We start from the raw sequence: 15,849 nt of genomic DNA on the forward strand, positions 1-15,849 counted from the left end.
GAAGATGTCTATCAGACAGCCTTCCCACGCCGCACATGCCGCGTTATGAAACTTTTGTCATTTTGCCTTTATCGGCGGCGGCAGTGTTGGCCCTGGCCTCGGCCTGATTGCTCGCCATCTCCTCTACCGTGCGCGTATGCAGTCTTGCCGCGCCCTCCGTTTGCACCAGCTTGACGCGGGTGCCGTTGCGCTCGGACTGCTCCAGACGCTCTTTCGCCCCGGCGAGTTCGCTTTGATATTGCGGCAACCATTGCCCCTGTGCAATGAGCATTTCATCGGTCATCTGCCAGACCTCTTCGGGATTGCAGACCGCCCCGATCAGTGGATCATGCAACATCGCCTGCTTGAGCAGCGTGACTTCGCCATGCACAGCAGCCTCCATGCCCATCTCTTGCACGCGCACACTGGCAGAGCAGGTGGCGGCACAGGCCAGCGGTAGCTTGCCCACAACCGGCATATTGATGCCGTTCTTGTCCACATAGCCCGGAATCTCGATCACACAGCCGTTGGGCAGGTTGGTAATATGGTTCTGGTTCACTACGTTGAAGTGTCCGCGATAAACGCGCCCGGTCTCCAGCGCCTCGATGATGTAGGAACCGTGCTCCTCGCTGCGGCGCGCGGGCGAGATCGGCTGCGGCTCCTCTTTTAGCCAGTTGGGGAAATCGGTCTCGAACCAGTTGCGTCCCTCGGTGCAGACACGCAGGTAGCCGCCGGTCTCGCCGTTGATCCAGCTAGAGAGATCGATCCATTGCGGAATCTCTTCTACCCGCTTGCGATACCAGGGCAAATATTCGCTTAAATGTCCATTAGACTCGGTGCTGTAGTAGCCGAAGCGCCGCAGCACATCGATGCGGACTTTTTCGGTCTCGCGATAGGTCGGGTGCGCCTCGAACAGTTCAAGCAATCGCGGAAGCATATCCATACCGCGCCACTGTACTTTGATAAACCACGTCTGGTGATTGATGCCAGCTGCCACAACATCCACATCGCGCCGATGTAGCTCCTCATCCTCTTTGAGCAACCCTTCACGTTTCGCCCATAGTTCGATGCAGCGTGTAATCTGCCAGTGTGCCCCCTGGACGCCATGACAGAGGCCGATAGTGCGCACTCCACCATATGTGTTGCAGGCCCAGACATTCATTGCCATCGGGTTCGAGTAATTAAGGAAAAGAGCATCGGATTTGGCAACCTCACGAATGTCTTTACAGAAATCCAGTAGTGCAGGGATGGTACGCTGTGCATACATAATGCCACCGGCACTGAGCGTATCGCCCACGCATTGATCGACGCCATATTTCAGCGGGATATCGATATCGGTCTGGAACGCCGCCAGACCACCCTGGCGAATCGTGCTGATGACATAATCGCTATCGGCAATCGCGGCCCGACGATCTGTAGTGGCAGTGATTGTGGCGGGAAGCTTGCTGGCAGCAATCTCGCGGCGGCAGAGCTGAGCCACCATATCGAGGTTGCGCTCAGAAATATCGGTAAAGGCAAACGTCGTGTCGGCCAATTCTGGGACCGAGAGGATATCGCGCAATAGAGTGCGCGTAAAGCCAATTGAGCCAGCCCCGATCATGGCGATTTTGACAGTCATATAAGGGTCTCCTTTGGTAAACGTAATATTGATATGTTATCCCTTCAACGATCCCGCCATCAAACCTTCGACTATTTGTTTTTGGAAAATCAAGGTCAGCAGGAAAATCGGCACAATTACAATCATTGCCATTGCCGCCTCGTTGCCCCATGCCACCGTCTGATATTGAGGATTGACCGCCGCTTGTGTGATGCCAAGCGTGAGGGTTGCCGAGTCGTTTGAGCGGCTGAAGATCAGCGGAAAGAAGAACTCCTGCCAGCTTGAGACCAGATTGATCAGAAAGAGCGTGGCAATCGATGGGCGCAACACTGGAATAACCACATGCCAGAGCCGTTGTAGAAAGTTCGCGCCATCGATCTGAGCCGCTTCTTCCAGTTCAATCGGGATCTGTCGCACAAATGAGGTCATGATCCACACACTTGTCGGCACCAGGAAGCTCACCAGCAGAATAACCAGTCCCGCCAGCGAATCCAGCAGCGAGAGGCTCTGGAAGAGCTGGAAGAGCGGGATAATCATGGCGATGGTTGGTAGATAGCCGGAGAGCAAGAGCAGCAGGAAGAGTATACTACTGCCAGGAAAGCGAATACGCGCAAAGGCATAGGCCGCGAGTAGACAGACCACCACCGACAGGAAGGCCGAGGACACCGACAGAATCGTGCTGTTCAGAAATTGCTGGTCCAGTGAGACAATTTGTGCCACCGTCACAAAATTTTCGAGCGATGGATGCGCCGGAATGTAGTTGAGCGGCGACGTGAATAGCTCAGTGACGGGCGTAAATGCCGACAGCACAATCCAATAGATTGGTATCAATGTGAAGAGTAGGAATAGCACCACAACGACATATAGCCCGATCTGGCTCAGCAGCTTGCGCCCCGCATGGGGACGAGCCGGGTGAGCGCGCGTCGCAGGTGTGGTGCTCGGAGGTGTGTAGGTCTCGACTGTTGACATGATGATACCTCCTTAAAGAGCATTCTCGCTACGACGCATGAACAGAAAGAAGATCAGGCACAGCGCCAGCACAATCAGAAACGCGAAGACCGCCACCGCCGAACCATAGCCATAATAGAGGCCGGTAAAAGCAAGCTGGTAGATCTGGTAGGAGAGCAGCGTGGTGGCGTTGCCCGGCCCACCTTGCGTCAGACCATAGACCAGATCGAACGTCAGAATGCGATAGGTCGAAATGAAGATCAGCAGCGTGAAAATCAAAGGGGCCAGCATCGGCAGCACAACCGAGCGGAATGTGCGCCATGATGATGCTCCATCGACCCGCGCCGCCTCGTACAGTTCGCGCGGCACGTTCTGCAATCCGGCCAGAATGATGATCGAGGCCCAGGGCGCATTCTTCCACACATCGAGCAGGATCACCACCATCCGGGCCAGCGTCGGATCAGCCAGCCAGATCGGGCGAAACGGCAGAACGCGCACGATCAGATCATCTATCATCCCATACTGGCTGTTGAACATCCACTGCGAGGCGGTCGCGATCACGATAGCAGGCATGGCCCAGGGCAACAGGTTGACGGCGCGCACCAGTCCACGCGCGCGAAACTGGCGGTTGAGCAGGAGTGCGATGCCCATTGCGTAGACCAGTTGTATGAGCGTCGAGGCCGCAGTAAAAATGAAGGTAAACGACAACGACTGCATTACAACGGGATCGTGGAACATGCGTGCGAAATTGTCCAGCCCGATGAAGCGCGGAACACCAGCCAGAGGGCTATTGTTGGTAAAGCTCTGGTAGATAGTATTCAAGAATGGGTAGATAGCAACGGCCAGACGCCAGAGGACCGCCGGAGCAACAAGCAAATATCCTAGCAGAAGCAGGCGCGTGCGGCGTCGGCGGGTTCCTACAGCAGTCGGAGCCGCAGGAACCTTTGCGGCTCCTACGAACATAACGAACCTCTCTTCCTCAAATGATCGAACTTCTATCCCTGCATGGCCTGATCGACGGCCTGTTTGCCCTGAGTGACGCAGGCATCCAGATCAATCTGATTGTTCAAATATTTGTTGACTACCTGCTCAAAGGCATCGGAGACACGCTGTGCATGGGCGGTAATCGGTCGATAGTGCAGTTCGACATTTTTCACATAGTCAGCCAGATATGTTGCCTGGATCAGCGCTTTCTGCACATCGGTATTGGTGAGCGCATCTGTGCGCGATGGCGTATTGCCGGTCTTTGCCAGTGTGATCTCGGATTGCAGGGAGGCGGCGTAATCGATGAATTTAGCGGCAAGATCCTGATTTTTCGAGTACTTATTGATGGCCCAGCCCCAGTTAGCAATGATCGTGCCGTTATTCTTCGGTCCTTTGGGAGGTGCAGCAACGCCCATTTTATAGTTCTTGGCAACTGACGGGAACATTGCCGTACCAGCGTAGAGACCGTCCCACGAGATCCACATTGCGATCTTGCCGTTCTCAAAGCTGGTCTGGATCGACGTATAATCGGCGGTCACGGCATCAGGAGGTGCGATCTTATGAACGTGGATGAGATCGTGAACGAACTGAAGTGCCTGACGGGAACCTGGGGAGTCCATATGCAGCGGATCACCGCCAGCCTGTCCCATCCAGTAACACATCTCGTTGAAAAGCTCGGTATTGCCATTTTTTCCAGCCAGGCTCAGGCCATAGACGCCGTTCTTCGTGAGCTTCTTGCCAGCCGCCACCAGTTCGTCCCAGGTCGTCGGAACGCTGATGCCCTCTTTATCGAAGAGGTCTTTGCGATAGAAGAAGATCACGCTGCCGAAATTGGCCGGGAGACGATACTTGTGATCGTTGTAGGTGCTCAGCTTTAACTGTGCGTCGGCAATGGCAGAGAAATTTTCCGGCGAAACGTTGTCGAGCGGAACCAGCCAGCCAGCATTGCTGAAGGTGGCGGTCATAAAGTCGTCGATCCACAGCACATCCAGTCCACTGTACCCAGATGAGAGATAGGTGGTGAGCTTCTGGACGGTATCGCCAAAGACTTGCGGCTCTTGAAAATATGTAACTTTGACGCCCGCCTGTTTAGCAAAACCATCGAAGACTGCCTGAAGATCCTGTGCCGGAGTGACATTTGACCAGTAAGCAACCGTGAGCTGTTTGGAGCCGCCAGAACTGGTGCCGCCGCTACTGCCTCCACCGCCACAGGCCGCCAATACTTCGGGAAGCGCCAGGCCAGCCGCCAGACCAACTGCACCGCGTCCTGCTTGTTGGAGCAAATTTCTGCGGCTCACGGTGTTGGAAGATGAGGAATCGTATGCCATTGTGTATCTCCTTTGATAAATAAATAGCGATAAAGCAGAGTCACTCTGCTCATCATGACGGCATGATGAAATGTGCTAAAGGCGCATCAGCTGTGGGCCAGATGCGTTGATGACGGTTCAACTTGGCCCGTCATCGGTGTAAAAATGTAACATTTCTACACAGGAAAAATCTGTGCAACTTCATTGTGATGCAATTGTAACTTGAAAGAATGCGAAAAGTCAATGCTTTTGCTTGCTTTGTGGTTGAAAAGTGGTGGAAAAGCTGTATATGAGTACCCGATGCTTGACAACTCTGAGCTTCCTGTGCGATAGTATTCAACACCATGTTACATATGTTCATTGCCGGTGCTGCCAGCAGAGAAACGTCAGACATAAGACGTTTCTCCAATCAATCCTGAGAACGAAGCGCGGGAGCATCACGATGGAGGGGGAAGAGAAGCATCTATGGTCACTAGCGAACAGGTAGCGCAACTGGCTGGCGTGTCCCGCGCTACCGTTTCACGCGTCCTCAATGGGTCGGCCAACGTGAGCGAAGAGACAAGGAAGCGGATTTATGCTGCAATCGCCACGCTGGGCTATGGCGCGAACGCCTTGATACGCACGCCTGTCCAGGAACAGTTAAATGTGATTGCTCTGGCGCTCTTTGGTAGCAACGACGGCCTGAACTTTTCGCGCATCGCCGATACGCAATGCTACTTTTATTTAGAAGTGCTGCGCGCTCTTGAACAAGAAGTCGCACAGGCTGGCTATGATCTGCTTTTGCCGTCAAATCCATATCATACCTTCTCTTCGGTGGAAGATCCTGAGACCAACTATATCCTTGCGTTGCAGACAAAACGCGTTAAAGGGGTAATTACGCTGGCGTTGCGCTCGGATGACCCCCGCATTCAGGGGCTGTGTCGCTCCACGATTCCCGCCGTCTTTATCGATAGCGATTTCCAGGGTCGGCACACGACCTTTGTGCGCTCGGACTATATGGATGGAGCGCGTCAGGCCACCGAGCATCTACTCTCACTGGGGCATCGCCGCATCGCTTGCTTTATCGGCGATACGAACGGGGTGTCGGGCACGGAACGCTTGCTGGGCTTTCAGCAGACGATGGCGCGTGCCGGGCTGATTGTGGACCCTCAGCTTGTGGTGCAGCCCGGCTGGGAGACCAGAGAGGCATATCAGGCCGCGATGAAGCTGCTCTCCCAGCGCCGCGACTTCACCGCCATCTTTGCCAGCAGCGACATGATGGCGTTTGGCGTGATGCGCGCCTTGCGGGAGCACAATATCCGCGTGCCCGAAGAGATGTCGATTGCGGGTTTCGATGATATCGGCCCGAGCGAAGAATCCGATCCCCCGCTGACCACACTTCTTCAAGACAAGCAGGCGATCAGCCGGGGCGCGGTGGAGCGGCTCACGCAACTAATTCAAGGCGGTCAGCCCCCTGAACCGCTCGTTATTCCTACTCGCCTGATTGTGCGCGCTTCGACCGCACCCGCGCCGCATGATTAGATGCTATCTTTATTTCGCCAGCATCAAGATATTGCTTCCTCCTAACACCCGCACCGCAAGATCCTGATCGATGGATAGAAGGAGCTTTCTTGGCCCTTTGAGCACTTGCCGTTTGATCTCGTAGCTGAGCTGATTTGATGGCATCTCGTTTGACATATGCGTATAGCAGTAATCAATAATTTCATAATTGGTATCGCGCAACATCTGTAGGGCCGTATCCTTCATGAAATGATGGAGGTGACCATATGTTTCACGCGATTGGATCAGCTTGCGGCTCAATACCATATTCAACGTTAATTCTAATGGCAGGTGGATCATTTTGTAGGTGCTTTTGTCTTTAATAGAGCGTAAGAAACTATAATAATCTTCTAAATGCTCTATCACATCAATGATGAGAATCATATCAAAAGAGACATCCTGCTCTTTTGTCAAATCGGCGAGTTTGAAATGGAGCTGCTCATTTTCCCTCCCTTCGCATAGTTGGATGGCCTGGGGGGAGATGTCATAGCCCCAGAACTCGCACGTGCTTTCCATCTGCTCCTGGAGCTGTTTCAGTATCTCGCCTGCTCCGCAGCCGACCTCGCAAATGGTTTGAGGGGCAAGATGGTTGCGTGCCATCATATGGAGTATCTGCTTTGCTTTCCAGGGAGAGTCTTCGACGTGCCAGGTCGGATTCTTTGCCAGAAATTCGCCTTTTGTGTAGATCTCTTCGAGCATTTTCGCCTCCTATGCGTTCATCTCAAGGTTAACGTTTCGAGCGGCTCATCGCTGTCCGGCGTCGGCGCACGATCAGCCGAATCAGTACTGCGCCAGCGACGATCACGACGAGCGGGCCTGCAAGCGCGAGCAGGTATTGATTGGTGGTAAGCATTGAGAGGGTTGAAGCGCTTTCCGGGCTGCCTGGGGTGCGATAGGTGCCATCGATCATGGCGCGCAAGATGTTGGCGGTCATCAACTGAACGCGCCGATCAGCCCCGCCGTGTTGATAGGTGTTGTCGTCAAGCTTCCAGGACCAGTAGATGGTGCCGCCTGCGAAAATCAGGGCGTTGCTGGCTGTTGTGTAGATGGCACTATTAGCCGTCGTTTGCCGTCCATACTTATCACGCACGGGCGAGGACGATAGCACCTCCAGATTAGCGGGTGTGTGACCGTTGTTCCAGACGCTATCGTATTCATAACCAATCATGCCGGGAATCTTGTCGCCATTTTTGACGCCTGTTCCCTGATAGATCCAGTGGTTGGCGTTGGTGACAACCCAGGGAAAGCTGGTTCCATAGTCGATTTCCGATCTGTACATGATGCCCAGCAGTGCATTTTCTGGCTCGTTGACCGGCTGATCGCGCCATTGGACGGTAGTGATTTCGGGATCGACATGGCCGATTGGATCGTATAGCCCATCTTTATAGCAGACCTGCACGCGATTGGGCACGTTGCTGGACGAGGGTTCAAAGCGAATCTGCCAGTAAATATTATTCGCGGAGAAGAAGGCCAGGTTTTCGCCCTGGTTCATCGCCGTTGTCAGGTTGTCGCGCATCTCCTTGGACCAGTATTCGTCGTGCCAGTTGGTCAGAAAGAGCTTGCGGTTGGTGTACATAAGAGGATTCGTTTGTGTGTCCAGGCTGGTAACGTAGGTGACGTTGTAGTTGTGCGACTCAAGCCAGCGGATCATGTTGTAGTCGCCCTCGAAGAAAAAGCCTGCCCCGTTCCACAATGTGTAGGGCCGATCATATGAGACCTTGTTGGCGCGATGTTCGATAGAGTTGAAGTCATAAAGGCTCTTGCCGCCCCAATTGTTGTACGCTTGATAGGTGGTAATGGGGATCTGATAGAGGATGTCCGCTGCGATATCGTCTGCGCGCACCACGAAGATGATATACCCCACGGCCCCATTTTTGGCGATAAGTTTCGCAAGGTAGACACCGCTCGTCCATGTGCTGGCGGTCTGGAGCGTGTATGAGACCTGCCATTTGCATTCGATCAGGCCAAAACCCGGTTGCGGTTCCGGGACAGGTTGGTTCTGTCCCGTGAGATTGGCAACCTTCAAGAGCAGGTGAGCGCCATTCCCATTATACCAGCCCATGCGGTACACTTCCAGGTTGTAGGCTGGCTGACTGGTACTCACATAGAAATGAATGCTCTCGCCATGATTGATGCTGGTCTGGTCCGCGTAACCGCTGATGACAGGTGCTTTCCAGACCGTATTGGCAGGCTCATTGCCGCTGCCTTCGCCCGTCGCTGGCGTCACAGTAGGATTGGGAGAAGCATTGAATGCCGAGATGAGCGGCTGCTGGCTGTCCTTTTGGAGTTCTGCCGATTGCCAGCTGGTCGTGCCACTTTTTTGATTTTCACGATAAATAGGATTTTGATTCAAATTATAATGTATCTGAGATAAAGATATATTTGTTGCTGTATCAACATTCCAGGTTGGAAGAACGAAAAGGGCAAAAAGTATAGCTATAACCAGAATGAGCTGATAAGGCAACTCCTCTCTGTCACAACGGACATCACCAGATTTATTTGTTACATTCCATAATTGGTGTATCCGGCAAGTGTTCCGGGGAGAGAGACGGCTCTCCCCATCCGTAGCGACAAGGGGCGGTGTGGAGGGGCTGTGGGGGCCTTGCGCTTGTCGCTGTTGGGGGTCACGCGGGAACCGGGAAACAGACAGACGATGTGGCGAGGGCGACAAGCGCAAGGCCCCCAACAAGACCTCCTGCCGCCCCTTGTCGCTACGGGTGAACCCAACATCCTCTCTACCCAGAGCTATTCCCCCTTCATTTCCTGGATGCACCAATAATCGCGCAACTACGACAGGTGAGAACATCATCAGGTTAAAGCGAAAATCAGGCCAGATTCTTCTGGTTGTTGATGGCATGAGAAGTTTTGACATAAGGCACCTTTGCAGATGAAACTTCCAGAATACGCAGAAAGAAATCCTGAATCGTGACTGAATCAATGTCGCCGCTAATTGCCAGGGCAGCTTGATAGTCGTCGGGCCAGCAGTGGAAGGAGAGCAGGGGCGCGTCTAACAGCTCGATCTGACGAATGAGCGTTCCACAGCGCGATTGCTGTTCAGCGCGGGTCTCACCCAGCCCTTCAGGAAGATCGAGATAGAGGCCGAACTGATCGGCCTGCTCCGGTGAAGCTGTCATGTGAGCATAGCCCTGTTCGGTAAGCAGTGTTGCGACCTGCGGCAGCGTGCGCGGCGAGAGACCAATGCCTGGATACTGTTCAGCTTGCACAATGCACGTTGTCGGACAGCTCATTGGTGCCTCAACTATTGCCGTATCCTCTATGATGAGATGGCGAGCAAGCAGCCTGCTTCGCGAGGTACAATCCGCCTCCACACGCCAGCGTTGGGGCGCGATGGGCGTAATACGCAGCTTGAAGCGGCTCCGTTCGCGCCACCAGTTGGCGATCTCATCCAGGCGTGCGATCCAGACCGGGTGCGGACGGCTACGTGCATAACCAAGCAACGTTGCGAGCGCCTGACGGCAGAGAACGCCTCGCTCCGGGTGGAGATTGAGGATATAGACGCCGCCATAGTCGTACACGCGCTGCATGACCTGGCTCCAGATGCGCCCAATCTCGACAGGATCGGTGATGCGCAAACGATCGAAGAGCATTTCGTCGTCTGGAATGCTGGTCGGGAGCCGTAGCAACGAGCCCTCGAAATGGGGACGCAACGTATATTCGCAAGGATCTATGGCCTGAAATAACTGCAACGATTTCTCAAAGCCGCCCTGCTGAAGGGGCGACAGTTGCGCACGGTCGATGACATTGTGTATCACCGCCTCGTTGCTCTCATAGCCCATGCCCAGGCTGCTAAATACGTTCAAAGATTGCTCTGTCCAGCCCAGATACGGGTTGCGAAATCCTTGATAGGGAATCTTATTTGCTTGAAATACCTCTATAGCCTGCCTTGTTTGCTTGTATTGTTCAATAGTGCTGAGTGTGCGGTAGTCGTTATGGACATAACCATGAATACCAATCTCAGCACCAGCCCCGACAATAGCGGCAAGCAGAGCCGGATGTCGCTGAAGGACGACTGCCGGGATAAAAAATGTGGGCGCGGCATGATGATCGTGTAGCAGGTCGATCAGGGCGTAGAGGGCAGTGCGTGTGCGTGCTTCTGTGAAGCCGAAGCGTGTAAAGACCGTCCAGAGCCGCCGCGCGAAGTTACGCAGTCCCTTTGTTTTCATCGAGAAAGCAATCAGATTCATATGCAGCACCACCGCATCCATGTGAGCAAGCTTCATCACAAAGCCTGCGACAATACTGATAGGCTCTTTCTATGATAGGGCGCGTGAATGGAGCGATGGTATTGATGGGCGTCAAGAAAACGTCGCGGGTGTTGATGGTGGTTTCGCTTTCGTTTCTTTAGATAGTGTCTGATCCCCATGAAATCGGGAGGGGAGGGCGCAATGATTGGTGCATCCGGCAAATGGTGTTTCTTCGAGCATTTGGTGGATGCACCAATGATGCTCAAGCAATAATGGAGACGGTCGAGAGGAGTTGCTGACCAGGCACTTGTTCGCCCGTTATGCTTGTGCGCGTGGATGCCTGCTCTCTCGTGATCCCTTTGGTGAAGAGCCGCCAGCACGTTTCTTGATCCATTGTAACTGTTGTGGTCGGTGGCAAATCGACGGCGGTGTAGAGGGACCAGCGATTGTCTGCTCCGAAGAGATACCATGTGCCTCCGGCCTCACCTGTCACGACGAATTTGAGCGCGGTTGGGGTGTTCACCGGGACATCCCGATAGGTGTGAGGCAGGGCGCGAACGAAGGTGTCGAGAATGGGATAGAAGAAGGCTCTCTCTTTGAGGCCCGGCTTATTGACGGCATCGCGGATCTGCTGCTGATGCAGCCAGCGTTCGGTATATTCGCGTGCGGTATCGAGCCAGGTAGGAGCGCGGTCTGGTCCGGCCCAACTCACGACGCCGTTGAGCGCCATCTGGTCGAGGGTTTGCAGATAGGCGTGAAATTGTTTGCCAGTAAGCGCGAGCAGTTCGCAGAGGAGTTGTGGACTGATGCGTGCGGTAGCCTGCACCCATAGTTCGTTGGCCTCGTTCAGATTTTTCACCAGGCTTTCCCAGGTGTGCATATCTTTGTGCCGGAAGAAGGGATTGCTGAAGTGATCTCTCCGCCCGGAGAGATAGCCGATGTCGTCGCCGAGTAGATGCAACGCGATATCCTTAACCGACCAGCCAGGGCAAACGGTTGGGGCATTCCATTCTTGCTCAGAGAGGCCGGAGAGCAACTCCAGGAGCCGTTGCCGCTCCTGCGGAAAGAGATCAAGCACGAAAATAGGATCAACCGGTTGCATACTGTTTCCTCGCTTTAAACAATTCGTAGTTGCGCGATTTATCGCGATCTTCTTATAAAGCGCGATAAATCGCGCAACTACGACATGCGTTAATCAGGGCAAGCGCGGCAACTGGCGCGCTCGATAAGCTCGACTGGCAATGTGACCTGCATTGGTGGCCTGTCTGGATGCTCGATCCGCTCTAGCAGGCGCGTGATGCATTCCTCTCCAATCGTGGCGATAGGCTGGGCTATGGTGGTGAGGGCAGGCTCGAACGTGGAGGAATAGAAAATATTGTCGTAGCCGATAATCGAGACATCTTCAGGAATGCGCTTGCCCTCTGCCCTCAGCGCGTTCATAGCTCCAAGCGCCATCAGGTCGTTGAAGACGAAAATCGCGGTCAGATTGGGCTGGCGGCGGATGAGTTCTTGCGTGGCCTGATAACCGCTGTCGTAGCGCCCATTGCCTGTCGTGCATAGCTCGTCGCTCAGTTCGATACCAGCTTCGGTCAATGCCTGTCGAAAGCCTGCAATCCGTTTAGGGATATGGGGAAATTGGCTCTGGAGCGAGATACAGCCGATGCGCCGGTGATTCAATCGCAAGAGGTATTGCCCGGCGTGATAGCCACCCTGATAGTCGTCAACGAGTATCTGATCGGTGGCGGGTATGCGAATATCGTTGTTGGCGAGGACGACAGGGACATGTTCGGTCATGAGCCGCTCAAGGTTGTCGAGCGTGACAAGGTTCATGTTAATCAGGATCACGCCCTCCACCTTATGCGACAAAAGCACATCAATGTAGGCTTGCTGTTTCTCGTTCGAGAGGTCGGTGTTGCAGAGGATGACGCTATACCCTGCGGCAAATCCGGCATCTTCAATGGCGCGTGCAACCTCGGCATAGAACGGGTTGGAGTTGTCTGGAATGATCAACCCAAGCATGGAGGAGTTGCGCGCGCGCAGCCCACGAGCCAGATAATTTGGTCGATAGTCAAGCTCTTTGATCGCTTGCAGCACGCGCTCACGAATGTCAGGACGTACCGGACGATTGCCATTGACGACGCGCGATACCGTTGAGATCGAGACTTCAGCACGATCTGCCACATTACGTATAGTTGCCATGTTTTTCTTTCTTGTGCCTTTTTCACCCACAATCCATAACAGATTGCGCCACGTCCCTGCATACACTATTCTATCACAGCGTCAGGAGCCGCTCCATCCTCTAAGCATAGTTGGCTATGTGAGGACAGAGCGGATATGGAAGAGACGCTAGCTGCGCAGGGCACCGATAATCATATGGAAGAGATCAAGATCCTGCAAGAAATCTTCTGGGGTCGTCTTTGGTTGCGCTGTTCCAGTCACGACCTCATAGAAATGCTGCAATTCCAGTGTGTACGGATCGGTGAATGTCGGTCGTATCTCTCGCCGCTCAAATGCATCCCCTTGCGTTTCGTTAAGAAATAGTCGTGTGGGCAGGTGGCGAATATAGGGCGTATCATATTGTACATGTACTTCTCTAGTGTCGCCATAGACGACGATATGAGCATCGAAACGGCGGTTGCGATCAATGCCAACTTCATAAAGAGTGGTGAAGTCGTTATAGGCGAAGAGGACGGTCAGGAAAGAGCCATGTTGTTGTGCCGCGACTACCCGTTCAGGCATGCCGAGTATTTCGCGCATTGCCGAGAGATCATGGCTGCTTAGTCCGCCAAGCAGGTGGTAGGTTCTCTGTAAGTCTGAAGATGCATCGCCGATAGCTGCTGTGACCATCTGGTTCCCACGTTCCGCACGCTCGCGTATCGCCTCCTGTGGGATATCCGTTGGCCGTAAAACAACGCTCGATTGGTTGATGAAGAGGGCGTTTTGGCCGATAATATCGCGCACCCTGGCATAGTTGATCTTTTCCAGAGCGCGCACCTGCTCGACAGCCTGGAGAAAGGCAGGGGCAAAGCGGCGCATATAGCCAACCATGACATGAACTCCCGCTTTATCGCGCGCCTTGATGATCGCGTCGGCCTCAGCGTGCGTCAGACACATTGGTTTCTCGATCAACACATGCTTCCCATGCTGGATTGCGGCCAGCGCTGCATCTGTATGATATTCTGTGCTATTCACAACAAACACAGCGTCGAGATCTTCCTGCTGAGCGAGTTCTGCTGCGTCAAGATAGCGTTGAGTGGGAGGAACGTTGTAGCGCTCCCCATCGCCGCGAGCAATTCCTGTGAGATATCGCAAATAGCGGCAATTTCGTATTTGTTGGATAGTGCCTGTAAAATGGGAAGATGGATGACCTGGGCAACTTCTCCTAACCCGACAAGCCCTACTTTAATTGTTGTCATTGTACGATTGTATTCCTTTCTAACTGTAGCCTGGTTAGCCTTTGACAGCACCAGCCACGACGCCACGAACCATGTATTTCTGCACGAACAGGAAGAAGACGATGGTGGGGATCGAGGCCAGACACGCAGCCGCCATCAGGCTGCCCCAATCGGTCGAATATTGTTGCATAAACATCTGAATACCAACCGGAATCGTCATGGTATCAGGATCGCGCAGGAAGATGTTGGCGATCAGGTATTCGTTGTAACAGAGCAAGAAGGTGAAGATGGTCACGGCGGCCGTTCCAGGTCCAGAGAGCGGCAGCACTATTCTGATGAGGCCCTGGAAGCGCGAGCAGCCATCGATGGCTGCCGCCTCTTCCAGTTCGCGCGGAATGGCATCGAAGAAGCCTTCAAACATCCAGGTCGCGAACGGCAGGTTGAGGACGGTATAGATGAGAATGACCGACCAGTATGTGTTGACCAGCCCCGTGTTGCGGAAGATGATAAACAGTGGGATCAGGGCCAGGATGAGTGGGAACATCTGCATCAACATCAGGCCGCGCGAGTAGCCACTGACAAATTTCAGGGAGTGGTAGCGCGAGAGGGCATAGCCAGCGGTGGCGGCACAGATAATGCTGGTAATGGTGCCGATAACGGCGACAACCATGCTGCTTGTGAAAAAGCCCCAGAAGTTGGTGCGGTCGTTTAAATAGCTAAAATTTGCCAATGTTGGATGTTGCGGAATGATGCTCGCTGTAGAGAGAATTTCCGCTGTTGAGCGAAACGCATTGAGGAAGATGGTGAAGATGGGATAGTCGAGGATCAGCACGAGCACGAGCATCAGCAGGGTAAGCAGCCACTTCTTGAGGGATGTTTGCCTACGAATTGTCTGCCCCGTCTTCGCTGTATGTTGTTTCGTAAATGCAGTTTGCATGATAGATACTCCCTTCTCCACTTACTCTCGATTTCTAAAGCGCATCATGACGATAGCCAGGACCATCAAGATAATGAGCGAGATGAAGGCGACAGCGGAACCTGAGCCAACGGTGTTGCGTGCAAAGGTGTCTTTATAGGCCAGAATCATCAGGCTCTCGGTCGCGTTGGAGGGGCCGCCCTGCGTCAATAACCAGGGTGTCTCAAAGTCGTTGACGCTCCAGATGGTCATCAAAATCCAGAGGATGATCGAGATATTGTAGATGCCTGGAAATGTGACGCTCCTAAAGGAGGCCCAGCGCCCGGCTCCGTCGATGCGCGCAGCTTCATAGAGATTGCCGTCGATGGTTTGCAGCGCGGCGATAAGCGAGATCATCATAAATGGGAAGCTGCGCCAGATTTTGATGACGATGACGGAGACCACCGCCCAGCGCGTGTCGCTCAAAAAGAAGATGGGGCCGAGATGGAACCAGCTAAGCAGCACATTGATGCTGCCATGTTGATCCTGAATCAGCCAGCGCCAACTGACGATGGTGACGATGGACGAGAGAATCCAGGGGATAATCAGCAGGACGCGGAAGAGGCCACGCAGCGGGAAGTTTTGCACGAGCAACAGGGCCAATCCCAGTCCCAGCAGGTAGCTGCCGATGACGCTGAAGACGGCGAAGAGAGCGCTGAAGCCCAGCGAATAGAGGAATTCGGGATCGCTAAAGGTTGCCAGATAGTTTTCCAGGCCGACGAAGCTGCCAGGAGCCAGCAACGAGCCGTTCTGAAAACTGTAGAGCAGGCCGGTAATAAATGGGTAGAGTTCGATGATGCAGATCATCACAATAGAAGGGAGCAGCAGCAGATACGGCAGGGTATCTACATGCCGGCGAGCAGGCGCAGATGGCGGTGTAGCCGTCGTCTGTTGCTGCGCTTTCGCGTTCATTGGGGTGATGCTCATAGGGTTTCCTTTC

The 15,849-nt window shown here is 53.8% G+C and carries 14 protein-coding genes; 1 reads left to right on the forward strand and 13 read right to left on the reverse strand.

Annotated features, from left to right (window positions below):
* Positions 1 to 43 precede the first annotated feature (43 nt).
* From K3T83_RS45175 to K3T83_RS45190, 4 genes are read right to left on the reverse strand one after another with little or no spacing between them, the layout of a single operon-like run.
* The gene (locus K3T83_RS45175) at positions 44 to 1,597 is read right to left on the reverse strand and encodes an alpha-glucosidase/alpha-galactosidase (RefSeq protein ID WP_220209707.1); all 1,554 of its coding nucleotides are present in this window, start codon (positions 1,595 to 1,597) and stop codon (positions 44 to 46) included.
* Positions 1,598 to 1,633: 36 nt separating this feature from the next.
* Positions 1,634 to 2,545, reverse strand: a complete 912-nt coding sequence (locus K3T83_RS45180; protein ID WP_220209708.1) for a carbohydrate ABC transporter permease — start codon at positions 2,543 to 2,545, stop codon at positions 1,634 to 1,636.
* A 12-nt stretch (positions 2,546 to 2,557) separates the two neighbouring features.
* On the reverse strand, positions 2,558 to 3,487 hold the full coding sequence (locus K3T83_RS45185) for a carbohydrate ABC transporter permease (protein ID WP_220209709.1): 930 nt from the start codon (positions 3,485 to 3,487) through the stop codon (positions 2,558 to 2,560).
* Between the two features lie 32 nt (positions 3,488 to 3,519).
* Complete coding sequence (locus K3T83_RS45190) at positions 3,520 to 4,836, reverse strand: ABC transporter substrate-binding protein (protein ID WP_220209710.1); 1,317 nt, start codon at positions 4,834 to 4,836, stop codon at positions 3,520 to 3,522.
* A 444-nt stretch (positions 4,837 to 5,280) separates the two neighbouring features.
* On the opposite strand from K3T83_RS45190, the gene K3T83_RS45195 reads away from it, so the two are divergent.
* A complete protein-coding gene (locus K3T83_RS45195; RefSeq protein WP_220209711.1) occupies positions 5,281 to 6,336 on the forward strand; it encodes a LacI family DNA-binding transcriptional regulator in 1,056 nt (351 codons plus the stop codon).
* Positions 6,337 to 6,345: 9 nt separating this feature from the next.
* Here the strand turns inward: K3T83_RS45195 and K3T83_RS45200 are convergent, their stop codons facing one another.
* From K3T83_RS45200 to K3T83_RS45235, 9 genes are all read right to left on the reverse strand, one after another.
* A complete protein-coding gene (locus tag K3T83_RS45200; protein ID WP_220209712.1) occupies positions 6,346 to 7,053 on the reverse strand; it encodes a class I SAM-dependent methyltransferase in 708 nt (235 codons plus the stop codon).
* A gap of 28 nt (positions 7,054 to 7,081) precedes the next feature.
* The gene (locus K3T83_RS45205; protein ID WP_220209713.1) at positions 7,082 to 9,226 is read right to left on the reverse strand and encodes a N,N-dimethylformamidase beta subunit family domain-containing protein; all 2,145 of its coding nucleotides are present in this window, start codon (positions 9,224 to 9,226) and stop codon (positions 7,082 to 7,084) included.
* A complete protein-coding gene (locus K3T83_RS45210) occupies positions 9,180 to 10,595 on the reverse strand; it encodes a polysaccharide deacetylase family protein (protein ID WP_220209714.1) in 1,416 nt (471 codons plus the stop codon). Before K3T83_RS45210 ends, K3T83_RS45205 begins: the two co-directional genes overlap by 47 nt.
* Before the next feature lie 226 nt (positions 10,596 to 10,821).
* Positions 10,822 to 11,661: a maleylpyruvate isomerase family mycothiol-dependent enzyme gene (locus K3T83_RS45215; RefSeq protein ID WP_220209715.1), complete on the reverse strand. Its 840-nt coding sequence runs from the start codon at positions 11,659 to 11,661 to the stop codon at positions 10,822 to 10,824.
* 89 nt (positions 11,662 to 11,750) lie between these two features.
* Positions 11,751 to 12,758 (reverse strand): LacI family DNA-binding transcriptional regulator, encoded by a 1,008-nt coding sequence (locus K3T83_RS45220; RefSeq protein ID WP_220209716.1) that lies wholly within the window; start codon positions 12,756 to 12,758, stop codon positions 11,751 to 11,753.
* A gap of 147 nt (positions 12,759 to 12,905) precedes the next feature.
* Positions 12,906 to 13,853 carry a Gfo/Idh/MocA family protein gene (locus K3T83_RS45225; RefSeq protein WP_236065323.1) on the reverse strand — a complete coding sequence of 316 codons (948 nt, stop codon included), beginning with the start codon at positions 13,851 to 13,853 and terminating at the stop codon, positions 12,906 to 12,908.
* Positions 13,748 to 13,975, reverse strand: coding sequence for a hypothetical protein (locus K3T83_RS56720; protein WP_236065335.1), 228 nt, complete (start codon positions 13,973 to 13,975; stop codon positions 13,748 to 13,750). The genes K3T83_RS45225 and K3T83_RS56720 overlap by 106 nt, the downstream gene beginning before the upstream one ends.
* 34 nt (positions 13,976 to 14,009) lie before the next feature.
* On the reverse strand, positions 14,010 to 14,891 hold the full coding sequence (locus K3T83_RS45230; RefSeq protein ID WP_220209718.1) for a carbohydrate ABC transporter permease: 882 nt from the start codon (positions 14,889 to 14,891) through the stop codon (positions 14,010 to 14,012).
* A 21-nt stretch (positions 14,892 to 14,912) separates the two neighbouring features.
* Positions 14,913 to 15,836: a carbohydrate ABC transporter permease gene (locus K3T83_RS45235; RefSeq protein ID WP_220209719.1), complete on the reverse strand. Its 924-nt coding sequence runs from the start codon at positions 15,834 to 15,836 to the stop codon at positions 14,913 to 14,915.
* Between the last annotated feature and the right edge of the window lie 13 nt (positions 15,837 to 15,849).

The organism is Reticulibacter mediterranei (assembly GCF_016587455.1).

Excerpts from the sequence above, each read along its gene's own strand:
- K3T83_RS45175 (WP_220209707.1), bottom strand. The coding sequence starts at position 1,597 with ATGACTGTCAAAATCGCCATGATCGGGGCTGGCTCAATTGGCTTTACG.
- K3T83_RS45180 (WP_220209708.1), bottom strand. The coding sequence starts at position 2,545 with ATGTCAACAGTCGAGACCTACACACCTCCGAGCACCACACCTGCGACG.
- K3T83_RS45185 (WP_220209709.1), bottom strand. The coding sequence starts at position 3,487 with ATGTTCGTAGGAGCCGCAAAGGTTCCTGCGGCTCCGACTGCTGTAGGA.
- K3T83_RS45190 (WP_220209710.1), bottom strand. The coding sequence starts at position 4,836 with ATGGCATACGATTCCTCATCTTCCAACACCGTGAGCCGCAGAAATTTG.
- K3T83_RS45195 (WP_220209711.1), top strand. The coding sequence starts at position 5,281 with ATGGTCACTAGCGAACAGGTAGCGCAACTGGCTGGCGTGTCCCGCGCT.
- K3T83_RS45200 (WP_220209712.1), bottom strand. The coding sequence starts at position 7,053 with ATGCTCGAAGAGATCTACACAAAAGGCGAATTTCTGGCAAAGAATCCG.
- K3T83_RS45205 (WP_220209713.1), bottom strand. The coding sequence starts at position 9,226 with ATGTCAAAACTTCTCATGCCATCAACAACCAGAAGAATCTGGCCTGAT.
- K3T83_RS45210 (WP_220209714.1), bottom strand. The coding sequence starts at position 10,595 with ATGAAGCTTGCTCACATGGATGCGGTGGTGCTGCATATGAATCTGATT.
- K3T83_RS45215 (WP_220209715.1), bottom strand. The coding sequence starts at position 11,661 with ATGCAACCGGTTGATCCTATTTTCGTGCTTGATCTCTTTCCGCAGGAG.
- K3T83_RS45220 (WP_220209716.1), bottom strand. The coding sequence starts at position 12,758 with ATGGCAACTATACGTAATGTGGCAGATCGTGCTGAAGTCTCGATCTCA.
- K3T83_RS56720 (WP_236065335.1), bottom strand. The coding sequence starts at position 13,975 with ATGACAACAATTAAAGTAGGGCTTGTCGGGTTAGGAGAAGTTGCCCAG.
- K3T83_RS45230 (WP_220209718.1), bottom strand. The coding sequence starts at position 14,891 with ATGCAAACTGCATTTACGAAACAACATACAGCGAAGACGGGGCAGACA.
- K3T83_RS45235 (WP_220209719.1), bottom strand. The coding sequence starts at position 15,836 with ATGAGCATCACCCCAATGAACGCGAAAGCGCAGCAACAGACGACGGCT.